The 18862-nt window shown below is 63.5% G+C and carries 17 protein-coding genes and 1 other RNA gene; 5 read left to right on the forward strand and 13 right to left on the reverse strand.

What is annotated here, in order from left to right; translation table 11 throughout:
- The first annotated feature begins 1 nt into the window (after position 1).
- Entirely contained in the window at positions 2-2161 is a 2160-nt protein-coding gene (locus VPH41_RS19160) for a putative bifunctional diguanylate cyclase/phosphodiesterase (protein ID WP_328571155.1), read from the forward strand.
- On the opposite strand, the gene VPH41_RS19165 is transcribed toward VPH41_RS19160, so the two are convergent.
- The 5 genes from VPH41_RS19165 to dnaX all read right to left on the reverse strand — a co-directional run bounded on the left by VPH41_RS19165 (position 2130) and on the right by dnaX (position 7934).
- Entirely contained in the window at positions 2130-3263 is a 1134-nt protein-coding gene (locus VPH41_RS19165) for an esterase-like activity of phytase family protein (RefSeq protein WP_328571156.1), read from the reverse strand. The two genes, VPH41_RS19160 and VPH41_RS19165, sit on opposite strands and share 32 nt — an antisense overlap.
- A gap of 88 nt (positions 3264-3351) precedes the next feature.
- Positions 3352-4572 carry a CaiB/BaiF CoA transferase family protein gene (locus VPH41_RS19170; RefSeq protein WP_328571157.1) on the reverse strand — a complete coding sequence of 407 codons (1221 nt, stop codon included), beginning with the start codon at positions 4570-4572 and terminating at the stop codon, positions 3352-3354.
- Positions 4573-4579: 7 nt separating this feature from the next.
- The gene (recR, locus tag VPH41_RS19175; RefSeq protein ID WP_328571158.1) at positions 4580-5170 is read right to left on the reverse strand and encodes a recombination mediator RecR; all 591 of its coding nucleotides are present in this window, start codon (positions 5168-5170) and stop codon (positions 4580-4582) included.
- Between the two features lie 47 nt (positions 5171-5217).
- Positions 5218-5544 carry a YbaB/EbfC family nucleoid-associated protein gene (locus VPH41_RS19180; RefSeq protein ID WP_034759121.1) on the reverse strand — a complete coding sequence of 109 codons (327 nt, stop codon included), beginning with the start codon at positions 5542-5544 and terminating at the stop codon, positions 5218-5220.
- Between the two features lie 41 nt (positions 5545-5585).
- Positions 5586-7934 carry a DNA polymerase III subunit gamma/tau gene (dnaX, locus tag VPH41_RS19185; RefSeq protein ID WP_328571159.1) on the reverse strand — a complete coding sequence of 783 codons (2349 nt, stop codon included), beginning with the start codon at positions 7932-7934 and terminating at the stop codon, positions 5586-5588.
- On the opposite strand from dnaX, the gene VPH41_RS19190 reads away from it, so the two are divergent.
- Entirely contained in the window at positions 7933-8151 is a 219-nt protein-coding gene (locus tag VPH41_RS19190; protein ID WP_328571160.1) for a hypothetical protein, read from the forward strand. The genes dnaX and VPH41_RS19190 overlap by 2 nt on opposite strands.
- 21 nt (positions 8152-8172) lie before the next feature.
- Here VPH41_RS19190 and ffs read toward each other — a convergent pair.
- Positions 8173-8271, reverse strand: an RNA gene (gene ffs, locus VPH41_RS19195) — signal recognition particle sRNA small type.
- Positions 8272-8393: 122 nt separating this feature from the next.
- On the reverse strand, positions 8394-9878 hold the full coding sequence (gene ubiD, locus VPH41_RS19200) for a 4-hydroxy-3-polyprenylbenzoate decarboxylase (protein WP_099387068.1): 1485 nt from the start codon (positions 9876-9878) through the stop codon (positions 8394-8396).
- A gap of 478 nt (positions 9879-10356) precedes the next feature.
- On the opposite strand from ubiD, the gene VPH41_RS19205 reads away from it, so the two are divergent.
- Positions 10357-11274, forward strand: coding sequence for a lytic transglycosylase domain-containing protein (locus tag VPH41_RS19205; protein ID WP_287779165.1), 918 nt, complete (start codon positions 10357-10359; stop codon positions 11272-11274).
- A gap of 121 nt (positions 11275-11395) precedes the next feature.
- On the opposite strand, the gene nusB is transcribed toward VPH41_RS19205, so the two are convergent.
- The 3 genes from nusB to ribBA all read right to left on the reverse strand — a co-directional run bounded on the left by nusB (position 11396) and on the right by ribBA (position 13736).
- Positions 11396-11866: a transcription antitermination factor NusB gene (gene nusB / locus VPH41_RS19210; protein WP_071324693.1), complete on the reverse strand. Its 471-nt coding sequence runs from the start codon at positions 11864-11866 to the stop codon at positions 11396-11398.
- 91 nt (positions 11867-11957) lie between these two features.
- Positions 11958-12440, reverse strand: coding sequence for a 6,7-dimethyl-8-ribityllumazine synthase (gene ribH / locus VPH41_RS19215; protein ID WP_034759563.1), 483 nt, complete (start codon positions 12438-12440; stop codon positions 11958-11960).
- Between the two features lie 177 nt (positions 12441-12617).
- Positions 12618-13736, reverse strand: a complete 1119-nt coding sequence (gene ribBA / locus VPH41_RS19220) for a bifunctional 3,4-dihydroxy-2-butanone-4-phosphate synthase/GTP cyclohydrolase II (protein ID WP_152258066.1) — start codon at positions 13734-13736, stop codon at positions 12618-12620.
- A 468-nt stretch (positions 13737-14204) separates the two neighbouring features.
- On the opposite strand from ribBA, the gene VPH41_RS19225 reads away from it, so the two are divergent.
- Entirely contained in the window at positions 14205-14630 is a 426-nt protein-coding gene (locus VPH41_RS19225) for an OsmC family protein (protein ID WP_287779163.1), read from the forward strand.
- Here the strand turns inward: VPH41_RS19225 and VPH41_RS19230 are convergent.
- Positions 14627-16045: a hypothetical protein gene (locus VPH41_RS19230; RefSeq protein ID WP_328571162.1), complete on the reverse strand. Its 1419-nt coding sequence runs from the start codon at positions 16043-16045 to the stop codon at positions 14627-14629. The genes VPH41_RS19225 and VPH41_RS19230 overlap by 4 nt on opposite strands.
- Positions 16046-16185: 140 nt before the next feature.
- Here VPH41_RS19230 and VPH41_RS19235 point away from each other — a divergent pair, with 140 nt between their 5' ends.
- A complete protein-coding gene (locus VPH41_RS19235) occupies positions 16186-17046 on the forward strand; it encodes a hypothetical protein (protein ID WP_328571163.1) in 861 nt (286 codons plus the stop codon).
- 38 nt (positions 17047-17084) lie between these two features.
- On the opposite strand, the gene VPH41_RS19240 is transcribed toward VPH41_RS19235, so the two are convergent.
- Both VPH41_RS19240 and ribD read right to left on the reverse strand, forming a co-directional pair.
- The gene (locus VPH41_RS19240; RefSeq protein ID WP_152258005.1) at positions 17085-17711 is read right to left on the reverse strand and encodes a riboflavin synthase; all 627 of its coding nucleotides are present in this window, start codon (positions 17709-17711) and stop codon (positions 17085-17087) included.
- Between the two features lie 40 nt (positions 17712-17751).
- Positions 17752-18825 (reverse strand): bifunctional diaminohydroxyphosphoribosylaminopyrimidine deaminase/5-amino-6-(5-phosphoribosylamino)uracil reductase RibD, encoded by a 1074-nt coding sequence (gene ribD / locus VPH41_RS19245; protein ID WP_442906296.1) that lies wholly within the window; start codon positions 18823-18825, stop codon positions 17752-17754.
- Positions 18826-18862 lie beyond the last annotated feature (37 nt).

The following is an 18862-nucleotide window of genomic DNA, read 5'->3' on the forward strand; positions in this document are numbered from 1 at the left end:
CATGACAGCGCCCCTCCCTCCCCCACGCGGCCTGGTGCTGGTGGCTGACGACGATCCCGTGATGCGCCTGCTGATGCGGCAGATGCTCACGCAGGTGGGCCTGGACGTGATCGAGGCCGAGGACGGCGTGCAGGCGCTGGCCAGCTACAAGCACAGCGGGCCGGACCTGGTCATGCTCGATGTCGACATGCCGGCCCTGGACGGCTTTGCCGTGTGCCGCGAGATCCGCCTGCAGGAAGTGGGCGGCACCGTGCCCATCATCATGGTCACGGGCGGCGACGAACTGGAAGCCGTCACGCGCGCCTACGAAGTGGGCGCCACGGATTTCATTTCCAAGCCCATCAACTGGCCCATCCTCGGACACCGCGTGCTGTACGTGCTGCGCGCCAGCGACGCCATCGCCCGCCTGCGCATCGCCGACGCGCACAACCGCGCCGTGCTGGCCGCCATCCCCGACACCTTCTTCCGCCTGAACCGCGAAGGCTTCTATCTCGACTACGAACAGGGCCACGACGCCAGCGCGGGCTTTTCCATCAGCGACTGCGTGGGTAGCCATATCCGCGACGTGCTGCCGCCCGAGATCGCCGCGCGCCTGCTGGACAAGGCGCACGCCGTGCTGGCCACGCAGCATATCGGCTCCGTCGACTACACGCTCACGCACGCGGACAGCACGCGCCATTTCGAGGCGCGCCTGGTGGCCACGGGCGCCGACGAGGTGCTGGGCCTGGTGCGCGACATCAGCGAGCGCAAGCGCACGGAAGAACAGATCCGCCGCCTCGCCTATTGCGACAGCCTGACGGGCATCCCCAACCGGCAGGCGTTCCTGGAAACCCTGGAGCGCGAACTGCTGCGCTCGAAAGAGCACGACAAGAAGTTCGCCGTGCTGTTCATGGACCTCGATGCCTTCAAGCGCATCAACGACACCCTGGGCCACGACGTGGGCGACCATCTGCTCAAGGTGGTGTCCGAGCGCCTGCGCGAAACCATCCGCCCCAGCGACCTGGTGCTGCGCGCCGAACACGAGTTCGAGCCCACCTCCGGCGGCAGCAACCTGGCGCGCCTGGGCGGCGACGAATTCACGATCCTGATCCCCGACCTGGAACGCGTGGAAGATGCGCTCAACGTGGCGCACCGCGTCAAGGAAGCCATGCGCCGGCCCTTCATGATCGAGGGACACGAGATTTTCGTCACGGCCAGCATCGGCATCTCGCTGTATCCGGAAGATGGCGAGGATTGCAATTCGCTGTTGAAATATGCGGACACGGCCATGTACCACGCGAAGAACTGCGGCAAGAACAACGCCAAGCTGTACAGCTCCTCGCTGACGATGGAAATCATGAGCCACGTCAAGATGGAAGTGGGTCTGCGCAAGGCCTTGCAGAACAACGAGCTGTACTTGCTATACCAGCCGCAGATCGACGTGCCCAGCACGCAGATCGTGGGCGTGGAAGCGCTCGTGCGCTGGCGCCACCCCGAGCGGGGCATCATTTCGCCCACGGAATTCATCCCGCTGGCCGAAGAGACGGGGCTCATCGTGCCCATCGGCGAATGGGTGCTGCGCACGGCCTGCAACCAGGCCAAGGCGTGGCAAAACGATGGCGGGCGGGCCATCCGCATGGCCGTGAACCTGTCGGCCAAGCAATTCAAGGATGAAAACCTGATGCAGATCGTGCTGTCGGCCCTGGCCGACACGGGCCTGGACGCGCGCCTGCTGGAACTGGAATTGACGGAAGGCACCCTGATGGACGATGCGCGCGCCACCATGGTGACCCTGGAACAATTGCGCGGCATCGGCGTGTACCTGTCCATCGACGACTTCGGCACGGGCTATTCTTCAATGAATTACCTGAAACGCTTCGACGTGCGGGCATTAAAAATCGACAAGAGCTTTATTGCCGGCTTGCCGCAGGATACGGAAAACGCGGCCATCACGCGCGCCATCATCGCCATGGCCCATGGCTTGAAGATGGTGGTGGTGGCCGAGGGCGTGGAGACGGACGAGCAGTTGCTGATGCTGGAAGAATACGGCTGCGACATGGCGCAAGGCTATTTCCTGGGCCACCCGTCGCCGCACGACACGATCACGGCCATGCTGGCCAGGCAGGCGGGCAAGCTGGCCAGCCTGGAAACTAGAGCACTTCGAAGGCAAGGATTTGCGTGACTTGCTGCGCGTTGAAATTGTCGTCGGAAATCATCACCAGGCTGCGGCGGCCGTTTTCCAGGCGCGGGCCCCAGCTGATGCCTTCGATATTGTCGACCCGCGGCAAACCGATCTTTTCCAGGTCCAGCAGCAGGCGCTTGCGCGCCGGCACATAGGCCGCGCCCGCCAGGGCCGGCATGGCCTGGATGTCGGTGGCGCCCTCCGTGTCCATCGCGTACACGCGCACATGGTTGGTGTAGATGCCGTCCGCGTTTTCCACGCCCGCCCGCTCCACCACCAGCACTTGATGGTCGTTGACGGCGAGAATTTCCGACACGCCATTGTCCGCTTCGCGCCCCGGTGCGGGCCGCGAAGCCACGGGCTCGATAGCATACGCATACTGGCCCAGCACGGTGCCCGCGCGGTCCAGGCGCGTGATGCGCACCACCGAGCCATGGTCCGGCGTGGCCAGCGGGCCATCCTGGTACAGGGCCGCTTCCATGCCCAGCCACAGGCTCTTGCCGTCGCTGGCAAACGACAGCCCTTCAAAGCTCATGTTGTTGCGCGAGCCGACCTCGTTCTTCGACACATTGAACGTGGCGGGCGTGGGCAAGGTGGCCAGGTAACGCCCGTCGCGGTCCGCGTGGCGCACGAACGGATGCAAGCCCACCTTGCGGTTGCCTTCGCTGCCGTACCACAGGCTGCCATCCTGCGGATCGACGCGGATGGTTTCGATGTCGGGCACCTGGTCGCCACGGTCCAGTTTGGCGTGCGCGAGGTTCGGATAGCGGCTGCCGTCGGGCTGCGTGAAGAAATGCACGCTGTTCAAGGTCACGGCGGAAAAGGCCGTGCTGTCGTAGGCCAGAGTGGCGCGGTAGAAGCGGGCCGGATTGATTTCCGAGCGGTCATCGCTTTCCATCACCCAGCTGTTGCTGGCGGCATCGTAGTCGATGCCGGACAAGCCGCCCACCGTGGTGCCCCCGAACGGCTGTTTCAAGGCGATGCGCTGTTCGCCGATCAGGCGCAGGCCCGCGATCGGTGCATCGTGAGGAAGGCTGGCGCAGGCGGAAAGGAGGATGGCGGCGGACGCCAGGGCAAGCGCGGTGCGGAACAATGGAGGCATGATCGGTATCAAATAAGTCGGGAAGCAAATTCCGGGGTCAGACCCGCCGGGTCTGACCCCAGCTTTAATTCTGTGGGTTAATAGCGAATTACACCACGCCATCGGCCTTGAACCGCGCGATGGCGGCCGCATCATAGCCCAGCGATGCCAGCACTTCGTCGTTGTGCTGGCCCAGGGTGGGTCCCAGCCACTGGGTCTTGCCCGGCGTGGCGGACAGTTTCGGGCTGATGGCGGGCAGTTTGACGGGCGTGCCGTCGGCGAAATGGTGTTGTTCGAACATGTCGCGGGCGAGAAATTGCGGATCGCTCAGCATGTCGCGCACGGAGTAGATTTTGCCGGCGGGTACATCGGCCGCCTTCAGTACGGCCAGCGCGCTGTCTATCGTGTGCGTGGCGCACCAGGCGCCGATGGCGTCGTCGATTTCCTGCGTGCGCGCCACCCGGCCGTCGTTGCGCGCCAGCTGCGGGTCGCCCGCCATGTCGATGCGGCCCATGGCCAGCATCAAGCGCTTGAAGATGGCGTCGCCATTACCGGCAATCACGATGTTTTCGCCATCGCCCGTCGTGTAGGTATTCGAGGGCACGATACCGGGCAGCGAGCCGCCCGTGCGCTCGCGCACCACGCCCGCCTGGTCGTACTCGGGCACCAGCGATTCCATCAGGTTGAACACGGATTCGTACAGGGCCACGTCGACCATCTGCCCTTCGCCGGCCGCCGCGCCGCCCGTCACGTCGCGGTGGCGCAAGGCCATCATGGCGCCGATCACGCCGTGCAGGGCCGCCACGGAGTCGCCGATGGACACGCCCACGCGCACGGGCGGGCGGTCGGCAAAGCCGGACACATAGCGCAAGCCGCCCATAGCTTCGCCGATGGCGCCGAAGCCGGGCAAGTCCTTCATCGGCCCCGTCTGGCCAAAGCCGGACAGGCGCACCATGATGAGGGAAGGCTTGATCCGCTTGAGCTGCTCGTAGCCGAGGTCCCACTTTTCCAGCACGCCGGGACGGTAGTTCTCGATGATGATGTCCGCTTCCAGGGCCAGCTGGCGGGCAATCGCGCGCCCTTCCTGCGACTTCAGGTTCAGCGTTAAACTTTTTTTGTTGCGCGCCTGCACCGACCACCACAGCGAGGTGCCATCCTTCAGCACTCTCCAGGTTCGGATGGGGTCGCCGCCATCGGGCGACTCGATCTTGATCACGTCGGCGCCGAATTCGGCCAGCATGCGGGCGCAGAACGGCCCCGCGATCAGGGTGCCCAGTTCCAGGACTTTGATGCCCTGGAGGGGGCCGGAAGATGCGGAAGCGTCTGTCATGTTGTAGTCAGGTTGCCCTGCGGTCGAGCATCGCGCGGGCGATGGTGCCCGCGTCGACGTATTCCAGTTCGCCGCCCACGGGCACGCCGCGGGCCAGGCGGCTCACGCGCAAGCCCCGCGCCTTCAGCATTTCGCTGATGTAGTGGGCCGTCGCTTCGCCTTCATTCGTGAAGTTGGTGGCCAGCACCACTTCACCGACCACGCCATCGTTGGCGCGGTTCAGCAATTTTTCGAGGTGGATATCTTTCGGGCCGATGCCGTCGAGCGGCGACAGCCGTCCCATGAGCACGAAATACAGGCCCTTGTAGGTCAAGGTCTGCTCGATCATCAGCTGGTCGGCGGGCGTTTCCACCACGCACAGCAAGCGCTTGTCGCGCTGCTCGTCGAGACAGGTCTCGCACACTTCGTGTTCGGTAAAGGTATTGCACAGGCCGCAGTGATGCACGGCATCGACGGCCTGGAACAGGGCGCGCGACAGCATGGCCGCGCCTTCCCTATCGTGCTGCAACAAATGAAATGCCATCCGCTGCGCCGACTTGGGGCCGACGCCGGGCAGGCGCCGCAGCGCCTCGGTCAGGAATTCAAGCGACTTGGACATGGATCAACCCTGCCCCGTGCCACAGATCGAGCGCATGCGGTGTTGCATCAGAATGGCATTTTGAAGCCGGCTGGCAAGTTCATGCCGCCAGTCAAACCTGCCATTTTTTCCGCGGACGTCGCTTCCGCCTTGCGCACGGCGTCGTTGAAGGCGGCAGCCACCAGGTCTTCCAGCATGTCCTTGTCGTCGGCCAGCAAGGATGGATCGATGGAAACGCGCTTGACGTCGTTCTTGCACGTCATGACGATTTTTACGAGGCCGGCGCCGGACTGGCCTTCCACTTCCACCAGCGCCAGTTGTTCCTGGGCCTTTTTCATGTTGTCTTGCATTGCTTGCGCCTGCTTCATCAGGCCAGCCAGTTGATTTTTCATCATGAGAATGCTCCGTTCAATTCAGTTTGTAAGTGTGTTAATCATCAATGCAGGGTCGGCGCGGCGGAGCCGGCCGGTGCAGGGGTAATCGTTCCCGGCACGACAAAAGCGTCGAATGCCCGCTTCATGTCGAGCACAAAGGGGTCGCTGGCGATGGTGGCTTCCGCTTGCAGCTGGCACGCCTCGCGGTGGGCCTGCGCTTCCGCGCTGGCCGTGTACCAGACGGCGCCCAGTTCCGTGTCGACACTGACCTTGCGGCCGAAGCGCTCGGTCAGCGCGGCCGCCAGTTTTTCCACGTTGGCGGGACTGCGCCACGTATCGATGGGCACGCGCAGGCGGAACGTGGTGCTGTGGCCGTCGTGCAGGCATTCGATCAACTCGGCCTGCACGGCCAGCTGCTGGGCCACGCCGCGCAAGGGCAGCACGGCGGCGACGGCCGGCCAGTTGCCGTCCCAGTCCAGGCCCGGCACGGGCGTGATCACATACGGTCCGCTGGGCGCGGCTTGCTTGGCGGCACGCTGCGGCATGACGACGGCGGGCTGTTCGCCGGGCGCATTGCCTGGCGCATTGGCGGGCGCCGACACGGCAGCCGAAGCGCTGTCGTCGGAAAATTCGGTGACCCACGGCGGCAAGTCGTCATCCTGCTGCTGCGCTTGCGGCGGCGGGGCGGCAGGACGCGCCTGCTGTGCCGGCGCGGACGCAGGAGCTTCCATCACGGCCACGGGGGGCGCATCGTCCCACGGCGCCGGTGCTTTCGCGGCAGCCGGTGGCGGCGGCGGTGCCGGTGCCGGCTGGACTGGCGCGGCAGGTGCGACTGGCGCTGCGGCAACCGGTTCCGGCGCGGGAGCAGCCGGCTTCGGTGCCGACGATGGCGCCGACGGCGCGCTGCCGGGACGGCCTTTCGAGGCGGCGCGGGCCGCTTCCAGCGCCGCATTGATGGCGGCGCGGGCGGAACTGATGGGCGCGCCCGATGCGGCCGGGGCAGCTGCGGCGGGAGCCGCCGGAGCCGGAGCCGCGGCTGGCGGCGGTGCCGCTGGCGCGGGCGCCGGGGATGAGACAGGTGCCGGCGCTGGCATCGCCGCGCGTGGCGGCGGCGCTTCGCTGCGCGCCATGCTGGCGGCAGCGGCGGCCACGACGGCGGGCGGTGTCACGGCAGCATGGCTGGCCACGCTGTTCGTGGCGGCGCGGGCGGCCGGGACGGACGCCCCTGCCGCGGCGCGCGCGGCGGCCACAGCGGCGGGACGGTTGCCCGCGGCAGCGGCCGGTGCCGTCGGCACGCCATCGGCGCCGCCTATGCCGGGCCGAAAGGCCAGCATGCGCAGCAAGGTCATGGTAAAGCCCGCGTATTCGTCGGGCGCCAGACCCAGTTCATTGCGGCCATGCACGGCGATCTGGTAAAACAGCTGCACTTCTTCCGCGTCGAACGCGCCAGCCAGGCGCACGATGTCCGCGTATTCGGGCAGGTCCTGCGGCAAGGCGGCGGGCACGGTTTGCGCCAGCGCAATGCGGTGCAATAACGTGCCCAGGTCCTGCAGGGCGCCGTTGTACGACAGGCTGCGCGACGCCATCTCGTCAGCCACGGCCAGCAAGTCGGCGCCGTCCTGCTGCGCCAGCGCGTCGAGCAGGCGCACCAGGTAGGACTGGTCGAGCGCGCCCAGCATGCCTTGCACGGCATCCAGGGTGACGGCGCCGGCCGCATAGGCAATGGCCTGATCCGTCAGGGACAGCGCATCGCGCATGGAACCGTGGGCGCCCTGGGCCAGCAGGCGCAAGGCCGGCTGTTCGAAGGTAATGCCTTCCTGTCCCAGGATATTGTCCAGGTGGCTGATGATGTGGCCGGGCGGCATCTGCTTGAGGTTGAACTGCAGGCAGCGCGACAGCACGGTCACGGGTATCTTTTGCGGGTCCGTCGTGGCCAGGATGAACTTGACGTGCTCGGGCGGCTCTTCCAGCGTTTTCAGCATGGAATTGAACGCGTGGTTCGTCAGCATGTGCACCTCATCGATCATATAGACCTTGAAGCGGGCATTGCTTGGCGCATACACGGCTTGCTCGAGCAGCTGCGCCATTTCATCGACGCCGCGGTTCGACGCCGCATCCATCTCTATATAGTCGACAAAGCGTCCCGCATCGATCGCCGTGCACGCTTCGCACACGCCGCAAGGCTGGGCCGTGATGCCGCCCGTGCCATCGGGGCCGATGCAATTGAGCGACTTGGCCAGGATGCGCGACAGGGTCGTCTTGCCGACGCCGCGCGTGCCCGTGAACAGGTAGGCGTGATGCAATCGGCCGCTGTGCAAGGCATGCGTGAGCGCGCGCACGACGTGCTCCTGGCCGACGAGCGTCTCGAAATTCTTGGGGCGGTATTTACGGGCGAGGACTTGATAGGACATGCTGAGATTTTACCATGCGATTTTGCGGGTGATCCTGCGCGGCGGGCGCAAGCCTCATGGCCGGGCCATTCCAATATGGCAAACGCGGCAAAGCAGCAATTGTATAACATGGCCAGCGGGAAATATGGAAAACACGGCAAGCCCGGCAATGCTGCGGATCGGCAAGAAAATGGCGCCGCAAAAGCAAAAAAGCTGCCCATGGCAGCTTGATTGTTGATCCTGATAAAACATTCCCGAAGGAGGCGAGCCTGATCTGCGGCACTCATGGTTAATAGCCGTGGCTGCTTCGTTCCCGACCTGACCAGGTTAGCCATGCCACGATGCGCAGGGGCCCGCCGGGGACAATTATACCCGACCTGGGCAAGATTGGGGAAGCAAGCTGAAATCCGGGGTCAGACCCCCGGTCAAGTTGGCAATGGCCTTTGCGTCAGCGGTGTTGAGGGTCTGACCCCAGCCGTTCTACAGCCCCAGCTCTTGCCAGATGCCATCCACCCTGGCCTTCACTTCCGGCGTCATGGCGATCACCGTGCCCCACTCGCGCGTCGTTTCGCCCGGCCATTTATTCGTCGCGTCGATGCCCATCTTGCTGCCCAGGCCGCTGACCGGCGAGGCGAAGTCCAGGTAATCGATGGGCGTGTTGTCGACCAGGGTCGTATCGCGGATGGGGTCGACCCGCGTGGTGATGGCCCAGATGACTTCCTTCCAGTCGCGGATATTCACGTCTTCGTCGACGACGACGATGAACTTGGTATACATGAACTGGCGCAGGAAGCTCCACACGCCGAACATCACGCGCTTGGCGTGGCCCGCGTACTGCTTCTTGATCTGCACCACGGCCATGCGGTAGCTGCAGCCTTCGGGCGGCAGATAGAAGTCCGTGATTTCGCTGAACTGCTTTTGCAGCAGCGGCACGAACACTTCGTTCAGGGCCAGGCCCAGCACGGCCGGCTCGTCCGGCGGCTTGCCCGTGTACGTGGAGTGGTAGATCGGGTCGCGGCGCATGGTGATGCGGTCGATGGTAAACACGGGGAAACTGTCCTGCTCATTATAGTAGCCCGTGTGGTCGCCATACGGTCCTTCCAGCGCGTGCTCGTAGCCGCTCGGATGGTTTTCGTCCGGGTAGATATGGCCTTCGAGCACGATTTCGGCGGACGCGGGCACGCGCAGCTCGCTGCCGATGGCTTTCACCAGCTCCGTGCGGCTGCCACGCAGCAAGCCGGCGAACTGGTATTCGGACAGGCTGTCCGGTACCGGAGTGACGGCCCCTAATATAGTAGCGGGATCGGCACCCAGCGCCACGGCGATCGGATACGGCTTGCCCTTGCTCTGGATGGCGTGCTCGCGGAAGTCCAGCGCCCCGCCCCGGTGCGCCAGCCAGCGCATGATGACTTTATTACGTCCCAGCACTTGCTGACGGTAGATACCCAGGTTTTGCCGCTTCTTGTTCGGGCCCTTGGTGATCACCAGGCCCCACGTGATCAGGGGAGCGACGTCGCCGGGCCAGCAATGCTGGATGGGCAGGCGCGCCAAGTCCACGTCGTTACCCTCCCAGACGATTTCCTGGCACTTCGCGCCGCGCAGCTCTTTCGGCGACATGTCCCACACGGACTTCACCAGCGAACCGAGTCCCAGCAGATCCTTGAAATCCTTCGGCGGTTCCGGCTCCTTCAGGCGCGCCAGCACGTGGCCGATCTTGCGCAATTCGCTGACATCTTCCGCGCCCATGCCCAGCGCCACGCGGCGCGTGGTGCCGAACAGATTGCCCAGCACCGGCATGTCGTATCCCGTCGGATTGTTGAACAGCAAGGCCGGTCCGCCTGCGCGCAAGGTGCGGTCACAAACTTCCGTCATCTCCAAAATCGGTGAAATGGGGGTCGAAATGGGCTTAAGTTCACCCATTTGTTGCAGTTGAGAAATAAAATCTCGCAAATCTGAATATTTCATGTGTTTTTAATTTTTTTTGACGTCGGACGCCGTTGCTGAAGGATCTATGCCAAGTAATTGATTTTATTGGCTTTTGGCACAATGCAAGTCAAAAAGTAAGACATAAAAGTAATAAAGAAACGATTCGTTAGTATTGACTTGATATAAAACGGCTTCTACAATTCGCCCAACTTGAAAGAGCACGCCGGCCCAGAGCTTGATTTTAGCGTTTCTCTTTCATTCACGGAGTCGGGGCTCCACATGACATTTTAAGGAGTGTTTTCAAAAGGCGTCTGCCTTACCCCCGGTAAAAGTTGTATTGCGACTGATCCAATACCAGCATGGGACCGATCAGCTCAAGCAAGCAATGACGGCGTTTCTCGCACGCATCCATACGCGGCGGAAACGATGATATTTCTGATGCACGGCATTGGCAGTACCCACAACACCGCGAGACCGCGGAGGGACTGCCTGTTGACGCGACATTTCGGGGAACTCTATGACTCATCGTAGCACCGAAGCAGCCTTGCCTGCTTCAACCGTGGCTGGCCAGCCAGCGTTGGCGCGTTTGCGCGCCCGCGCACAGGCCATTTCAGCACGTGGCGTATTGACCACTGCGCAACACACTCTGACAGTCTTCGGCATTTCCGCCCTGGCACTGATCGCCCTGCTGATGTTCCGCCCCGACCTGGGCAAGCAACTGACGCACAGCCTGTTCCCGCTGCCCATGGCAGAGGCGCAAGCCGTCGAAGCACCGGCCCTGTCGGCACTGATGGAAGCACCTGCTTCCGTGCAAACGGCCGCCGCCAACGACGTGCCCCTGACCAAGGAAGAAAAAGCCTTGCTGGGCACGCAAAAGCAGCAGCAATGGGTCACCAACTGGCTCTCCAAGCGCTACCGCGTGGCCAACGACGCCACCAATATGCTCGTGTCGACGGCTTACCTGACGGCCCGTGAAATCAAGCTGGACCCGCTGCTGATCCTGGCCGTGATGGCCATCGAGTCGGGCTTGAACCCGTTCGCGGAAAGCCCCGTGGGCGCGCAAGGCTTGATGCAAGTCATGTCGAAAGTGCACCATGAGCGCTTCCAGGAAATGGGCGGCGTGCAAGCAGCCCTGAACCCCGTCGCCAATATCCGCGTCGGTTCGCTGATCCTGAAGGACTACGTCACGCGTGGCGGTTCCGTCGAAGCCGGCTTGAAAACCTATGTGGGCGCCGCCAACTTCGCCACCGACTCGGGCTACGGCTCGCGCGTGCTGGCCGAATACCGCCGCCTGAAGCAAGTGTCGGCCGGCCAGCGCGTGCCGACCACGACGCCGGTGATGGCATCGAACACGCCAGCGCCAGCCAAGGCGCCTGCAGCGGAAAGCGGCATCACCATCAAAGTGCTGCCACACAACGAGATCGCCGGCCTGTGACCCTTTAAAAGCCCTCACAGGGGCATCCAAAAAGCGGCACCCAGTAAAAAAGCCACCGCACGCAAGTGCCGGTGGCTTTTTTATTGCCCTGCGGCACTGGCCGCAGGAACTGCTCTCTCTATTACTTGCGCTTGTTGGCGTTGACTTCTTCCTCGCGGAATTTCACTGCCAGCTTGTCGAGCACGCCGTTCACATATTTGTGGCCGTCGATGCCGCCAAACGACTTGGCCAGCTCGACCGCTTCATTGATGACGACGCGGTACGGGATTTCCATGTTGTTCTTCAGCTCGAAAGCGCCGATCAGCAGGATGCCGTGTTCGATGGGCGACAGTTCCGCGATATTGCGGTCGATCAAGGGGGCCATGCTGTCGCGCAGCGCCAGCGAGTCCTTGATGGTGCCGTACAGCAGCACCGTGAAATGATCGCCATCCGCCTTGTCGAAGCCATGCGCGGCGCGGATATTGTTCACGACGGTGGTCGCGTCTTCATTGTTCAGCAGCCACTGGTACAAGCCCTGCAGCGCAAACTCGCGCGCGCGGTGACGCGGCGTGCGGTTTTTGCTGGGATTGGCGAGCAAATTTTTCTCAGTCATGATTGTTACCTGTTCTTAAATACGTATTTACTGCAAATAGTGACGAATACCGCGGCGCGCTGCCAGGCAGCACGCTGCGGCGCAAGCACGATTAATCCTCGTCTGTGTCTTGCAACTCTTCCAGCGCTTGCGCCAGATTGGCCATTTCCACTGCCACGCGTGCCGCTTCGGCGCCCTTGACCAGCATGCGTACTTCCGCCTGCTCGTCGTTTTCCGTCGTCAACACTGCGTTGGCGATGGGGATGCCGTAATCGAGACCGACGCGCGTGATGCCCGCGCCCGATTCGTTCGATACCAGCTCGAAGTGGTAGGTTTCACCGCGAATCACGGCGCCCAGTGCGATCAGGGCGTCGAATTGCTCGGTTTCTGCCATTTTTTGCAGAATCAGCGGGATTTCCAGGGCGCCCGGCACGGTCACGTGCAGGATATCTTCATCGGCCACGCCCAGCTTGCTCAACTCTTCCAGGCATGCCGACAGCAAGCCACCGCCGACGATTTCATTGAATCGTGCCTGGACGATACCGACGCGCAAACCTTCGCCGGCAAAATTAGTTTCGTATGCTCCTACGGTCATCATAAGCCTCTTTAATCTGGTGGTTCAGGGCGGCACGCACATGCCGCCATCGTTTACTCTCACATCAACGCCTGACAAAATCGTAGCGAGCGGCAGTGATTTGTGGCCGAGATGCGCAACTGTACGGTAGTACAGTGAGCATCGCAGGCCGCAAATCGCGACGCGCAGTAGATTTAGTTAGGCGTTCTGGCCAGGATGGCACTGAAAACCCGTTACTTCCAAGTCGAAACCGGCCATCGACGGCATCTTGCGGGGGCTGGCCAGCAATTGCATCTTGCTCACGCCCAGGTCGCGCAGGATTTGTGCGCCGATGCCGTAGCTGCGCAGATCCATGCTGGCGGCGCGGCCTTTCGGCTTGGCTTGCGGCGTATCGAGCGCGGCGAACTGGGCAAACAGCTCGCCCGACGTCTCGCCGCAGTTCAGCAAGACCATCACGCCCCGCTCGGACTGCTTGATGGCGGCCATCGAGGCAGCCACCGTCCACGAGTGGGTGGTCGCTTCGCTTTCCAGCACGTCCAGCAGGGAAACAGGCTGGTGCACGCGCACCAGCGCTTCCAGGCCGGGGGCCAGGTCGCCGTGCACGAGGGCCAGGTGGGCCGACGCGCTCGGCTTGTCGCGGAAGGCGATCAAACGGAATTCGCCATGCGCCGTGTGCAGGGTGCGCTCGGCTACGCGCTCGACCAGGGACTCCGTCTGGCTGCGGTAATGGATCAGGTCAGCAATCGTGCCGATCTTCAGGCCATGCTGCTCGGCAAACACCAGCAAGTCCGGCAGGCGCGCCATGGTGCCGTCTTCCTTCATGATTTCGCAGATCACGGACGCGGGCGTCAGGCCGGCCATGGCCGTCAGGTCGCAACCGGCTTCCGTATGGCCTGCGCGCATCAGCACGCCGCCTTTTTGCGCTTTCAGCGGGAAGATATGGCCAGGCTGGACGATATCGCTGGGCTGCGTGCCCTTGGCCACGGCGACCTGGATGGTCTTGGCGCGGTCGGCGGCGGAAATGCCCGTCGTCACGCCTTCGGCCGCTTCGATGGACACGGTGAAGTTGGTGCCGTAGGCGGTGCCGTTGCGCGACGTCATCATCGACAGGTTCAGCTCGTCGCAACGCTCTTCCGTCAAGGTCAGGCACACCAGGCCACGGGCATGGGTAATCATGAAATTGATTGCTTCAGGCGTCACGAAATCGGCGGCAAGCACCAGATCGCCTTCATTTTCCCGGTCTTCTTCATCGACCAGTATCACCATGCGGCCGGCGCGCAATTCAGCGACGATCTCTTCGGTGCTGGAAATTGACATCATTCATCCTCGTAAGACGCCTGGCCAAACCTGCTGCGCGTCGGTACAAACGGCTTGCGATGCTCACCGTACCTTCGTACGGTTGCGCTTCTCGGCCACCTTGCCCTTGCGCTCGCGACGGTTTTGCCGGGCGTTGTTAATGAAACTAAAAACTGAAACTGAAACATCGCGTGCGAAGATTCCGCGAATTTCCGGGAATTTTCTTATAACCTGCTATTTTAAAGGATTTAGCGCTGACAGACCTGAAATAAGACAGCCCGGCAACACCGATGCGCTGGCGCCCGTCCCAACGGCCCCACAAAGCGCCGATTCTGCGATCCAGCGCAAACGGCGGCGGCAAAACGCGCGCCGTCCGCCTTGTGAAGCGCATAAGATTGGCGGGTCAGCACACTGATTCATCCTCCGCGCCCCGCGGTTCCCGCCGCAGCGGGCGCTTGTTACGCATTATCCCCACACAGGAGCGGCAACATGAAAACCAACGGATCGGCCATCTGGTCAGGCGGCATCAAGGACGGCAAGGGCGCCATCAGCACGCGCAGCGGCGCCTTGCACGAATATCCCTACGGCTTTGCCAGCCGCTTCGAAGGCAAGCCCGGCACGAATCCGGAAGAACTGATCGGCGCCGCCCACGCGGGCTGCTTCACCATGGCCCTGTCGCTGATCCTCGGCGAAGCGGGACTGACGGCGGAAAAGATGGAGACGACGGCCGAAGTCACCCTCGACAAGGTGGACGACGGCTTTGCCATCACGGCCGTCCATTTGACCCTGAAAGCAAAAATTCCCGGTGCCGACCAGGCAAAATTCGAGGAATTGACGGGCAAGGCCAAGGCCGGCTGCCCCGTGTCGAAGCTGCTGAAAGCCACGATCACGCTGGACGCCACCCTGCTGCCCTAGATTTTATCCACGGGCTTGACGGGTTCCACGGGAGCCACCGGCGCCACCAGCGGCAGGCGCGAGTCGCTGGCCGGCAATGGCCGGTTCATCAGGCCGGGATTCAGGGCTGCATTGTTCAGGTTATACGCGGCAATGGCGGCCGCCACGGACGGGTCTTGCGAGGAAGGCAGCGGCACGGCCATGCCCGCGGCTTGCGCGGCCAGCTCTTGCGCCTGGGTATTTTGCTGGGCCAGCTGGGCTTGCTCCGTCGCCAGGCCCGCATCGGCCTGCCCCTGTGCTGCGCGCGCCAGCGCCTGCGCCCGGTCGCTGGCCGCCTGGGCCGCCATCTGCGCGTCGCTGGCGGCCAGCTGTGCCCGTACGGCGTCGTCCGCGGCCGCTTGCGCCTGCTGCTGCAAGCCCTGCTGCTGCACTTGCCCCTGGCGCAACTCGTCCACCCGCGCCGCTTCCTGCTGCTGCGCCTGCTGATCAGTATTGATGCGGTCGCCATCCACGCGTTCGGCGTCCAGGCGCTGGGCATCCACGCGCTGGCTATCGGCTCGCTGCGCCTGCAGCAAGTCCTGGCCGCTTGCCGCGGCTGGCGCCAATGGCGCCGGTGGCGGCCTCTGACCCTGCAAATCCAGGTTCAGTTCTTCCGCTTCCAGCTGCTGCTGCAGTTCCAGTTGCCGCTGCGCAATGGCGGCCGTTTGCGGCGGCTCGCCTGGCGCCACGGCCAGCTGCTGCCCCGCCAATGCGGCAAGCGCGGGCTGTGCGTCACCCGTCAAATCCGCTTCGACCACGGCGGCCAGCGGCGCGCCCTGCTGCTGGGCCAGCACGGCGCCCACTTGCGCCAGCACGTCCGTTCCCTGTTGCAAGGCATCGAGGGTGGCACGGCTGTCGGCCGCATATGCAGCCTGCAACGTTATTGCATCGACATCTTCATTGCGCAAATCGATGCCCATGCTGGCCAGCCGTGCCTGCGTGAGCAAGCTGCCGTCCTGCGCCAGCGCGGCCGCCGCATCCGTGGTGCCGTCACCCGACAGCAAATCGTAGCGCTGCGCCAGGCTGCCCGGCGTGTCGCCGGCCGTCGCCAGCTGGCTGGCATCGATGCCGCTCGTTTGCAGCTGGGCAAACGATTCCGTCAGCTGCCGCGCCAATGCCAGCAAGTCGTCATTGACGTTCACGGGGGTATTTGCCGCCCTGGCCTCGTCCGTGGCGCCCTGCAAGGCCAGCAGTTGCCGGCGCGACAAGGCCACGCCGGACAGGAACTGGCCCAGCGGGGAGATGTCGACCTGGGTCGATGACTGGATGGCAAGGGCCGCCGCGCTGGACGACGGCACCGGCAGCGCCGGCGCCAGCGGCGCCAATGGCGCCGTTGCGCCCACGCGTGACGTGGCCGGGATGGTATTGGGCACGGTTGCGCGCGAAATCGGGTCCATGGCTAGCCCTCACTGCGGAAAACCATATTATGCGCGTCTTGCAGCATTACATCGCACAATTGGCGCATACGGAAACATGTCTGGAGAGTAACTTTCAACGATAGAATACGCTTGCCACGATCTTGCCATATAGGAACAACATGCTGAATGAACCGGAACTGGAAGCCGATATACCGACGACGCCGGCAGCGCCTGCCCCGGCGGCAGCGAACGCGGGCATCGAGGAGGTGTACGCGGCCCTGTGCCGCGATTGGGGAATCGCCAGGCCACCGGCGTTGACAGTGACGCCATCGCTGAAAGCGGGCAGCCGCGTGCTGCTGGGAGAATACCGGCGCGAGCGGCATGAAATCATGGCCGCGCAGAACATCAGCAATCCCGAGCTGGTGCTGTCGCACGAGCTGTGCCATGCCATTGCAGGTGCCGGCATCGGTTACAAGGGGCACCATGGCGCGCCCTTCCTGGCCTTATGGAGCCTGGCCGACCATTATTTCATGGCCGGCAGGGTCAGCGCCGCCGTGGGCGACCTGACGGTGTTCACCATTGGAACGCAATGGCTGCGCGTGGCCCCGCAACGCTACCGCGAAACGGAACGCCAGCGCGCGCACAAGGTCATCGAGGCAGTCAAAAAGGAGATAGCGCCGGGTCCGCTGACAATAGATGAGCTTGCTATTGCCATCCGCACACAAATGGGAACGCAGGCGCGCTCCAGCTCGTTTTCCACTTGGGTCATCGACCGCTTCTTCACGCAAAAAGCGGTGTGGCAATACTATACGGGCCGCAGCGCCATCGCCCTGCTGCTGGCGGGCATTGCACTCCACGCCGCGGTGCCCAGTGAATACAAGCCCATGGTCATACAGGTAATGGCGGTGATACTAGGCGGCATCGTCGCCATCTGCGCGGCGTGTATCTACATTGAAAAAGCGCTGTGCAGATGGGCGGACATCGGCAAGCTGCCGCTGCGCCGCAAGATCTGGCGTATGCTGTTCAGCAAGGCAGGTTAATCTCCGTCAACACCTGCCCTTGCGGGCGCAGCTTATGCTTACTTATCCAGCGACAGCATGCGCTCGACATAGCGGGCGATCAGGTCGATTTCCAGGTTCACCTTGCCATCGACCGTCAGGTGCTTCAAGGTCGTCATGGCGATCGTGTGCGGAATCAGGTTGATCGAGAAGCGGCAGCCGTTGACGGCGCCCGCGCCCAGGTCTTCCACGCGGTTGACGGTCAGGGACACGCCATTGACGACGACGGAACCTTTGAAGGCCAGGTATTTTGCCAGTTCATGTGGCGCTTCGATCACCAGTTCCCACGATTCGCCCACGGCTTCGAACTTGCGCACGATGCCCAGGCCATCGACGTGGCCGGAGACCAGGTGGCCACCCAGGCGTTCGGCCAGGGTCAGGGCTTTTTCCAGGTTCACTTCCGTGGTCGTATCAAGGCCCACGGTGCAATTGAGGCTTTCGCGCGAGACATCGACGGCAAAGCCCGTATCCGACTTTTCCACCACCGTCATGCAAGCGCCATTGATGGCGATCGAATCGCCCAGGGCCACGTCGGCCAGCGGCAAGCCGCCTGCATGGATGTTCAGGCGCACGCCTGCATCGAGGCCGCCGTCGAGCGGTTGCACGGTTTCAATCTTGCCAATGGCGGCAACAATTCCTGTAAACATGGAGCTAACCCTATAAAAATGTGAAAGTATGCGTTACGTATTAGTTGCGTTCGGCGAATCTTGCAAGGATACGCAAATCTGCGCCCACTTGCTGAACCTGGTGGAATTGCAAAGTGCGTTGCTGTTTGAGGTCCGTCAATGCGGGCAAGGCAAACATGCCTTGCGCATCGCCCAGCAAGGTGGGCGCCAGGTAGACCAGCAGCTCATCGACGCAGCCCTCGCGGATCAGCGAGCCGTTCAGCTTGGAGCCGGCCTCGACGTGGACTTCATTGATTTGCCGGCGCCCCAGCTCCAGCATCAGCGCGGCCAGGTCGACCTTGCCGGCCGCGCTCGGCAACATGATGACTTCCGCGCCCAGCGCCTGCAGCTGCGCCTGCTTCTCCGGGTTGGCGACGGCCGCCACGATCCACGTGCCGCCACCCTGCAAGATGCGCGCATCGGGGCTGATGTCGAGCCGGCTGTCGACGACGATGCGGCGCGGCTGGCGCGGCGTCTCGACGGCGCGCACGTTCAGTTGCGGATCGTCGGCCTTGACGGTGCCGATGCCCGTCAGGATGGCGCAGGCGCGCGCGCGCCAGGCATGGCCGTCGGCGCGCGCCTCCGGTCCCGTGATCCACTGGCTTTGTCCGTTGTGCAAGGCCGTCATGCCGTCGAGGCTGGCCGCCGTTTTCATGCGCACCCACGGCTTGCCGCGCTGCATGCGCGAAAAGAAGCCGATATTCATTTCATGCGCCTCGTCCGCCAGCACGCCCGTGGTGACGGCAATGCCGGCCGCTTCCAGCTTGGCCAGACCCTGCCCCGCCACCAGCGGATTCGGGTCCGTCATGGCGGCCACGACGCGCCCCAGCCCCGCGCGCACGAGCGCATCGGAGCAGGGCGGCGTGCGGCCATGGTGGTTGCACGGCTCCAGGGTGACGTAGGCCGTGGCGCCGCGCACGTCGTTGCCGCGCGCGGCCGCATTGGCCAGCGCTTGCACCTCCGCATGATCCTGCCCGGCCGCCTGCGTCACGCCGGCGCCGATCACCTGGCCATCCTTGACGATCACGCAGCCGATGCGGGGGTTCGGCGAGGTCGTGTATAAACCGCGTGCCGCCCATTCCAGCGCCAGGCGCATGCCATCGATATCGTTGAGTATTTCCACGGGCTTCTTT

Origin of the sequence: Janthinobacterium sp. P210006, from assembly GCF_036231885.1 — a bacterium.
Taxonomy (GTDB): Bacteria; Pseudomonadota; Gammaproteobacteria; order Burkholderiales; family Burkholderiaceae_D; genus Janthinobacterium; species Janthinobacterium violaceinigrum.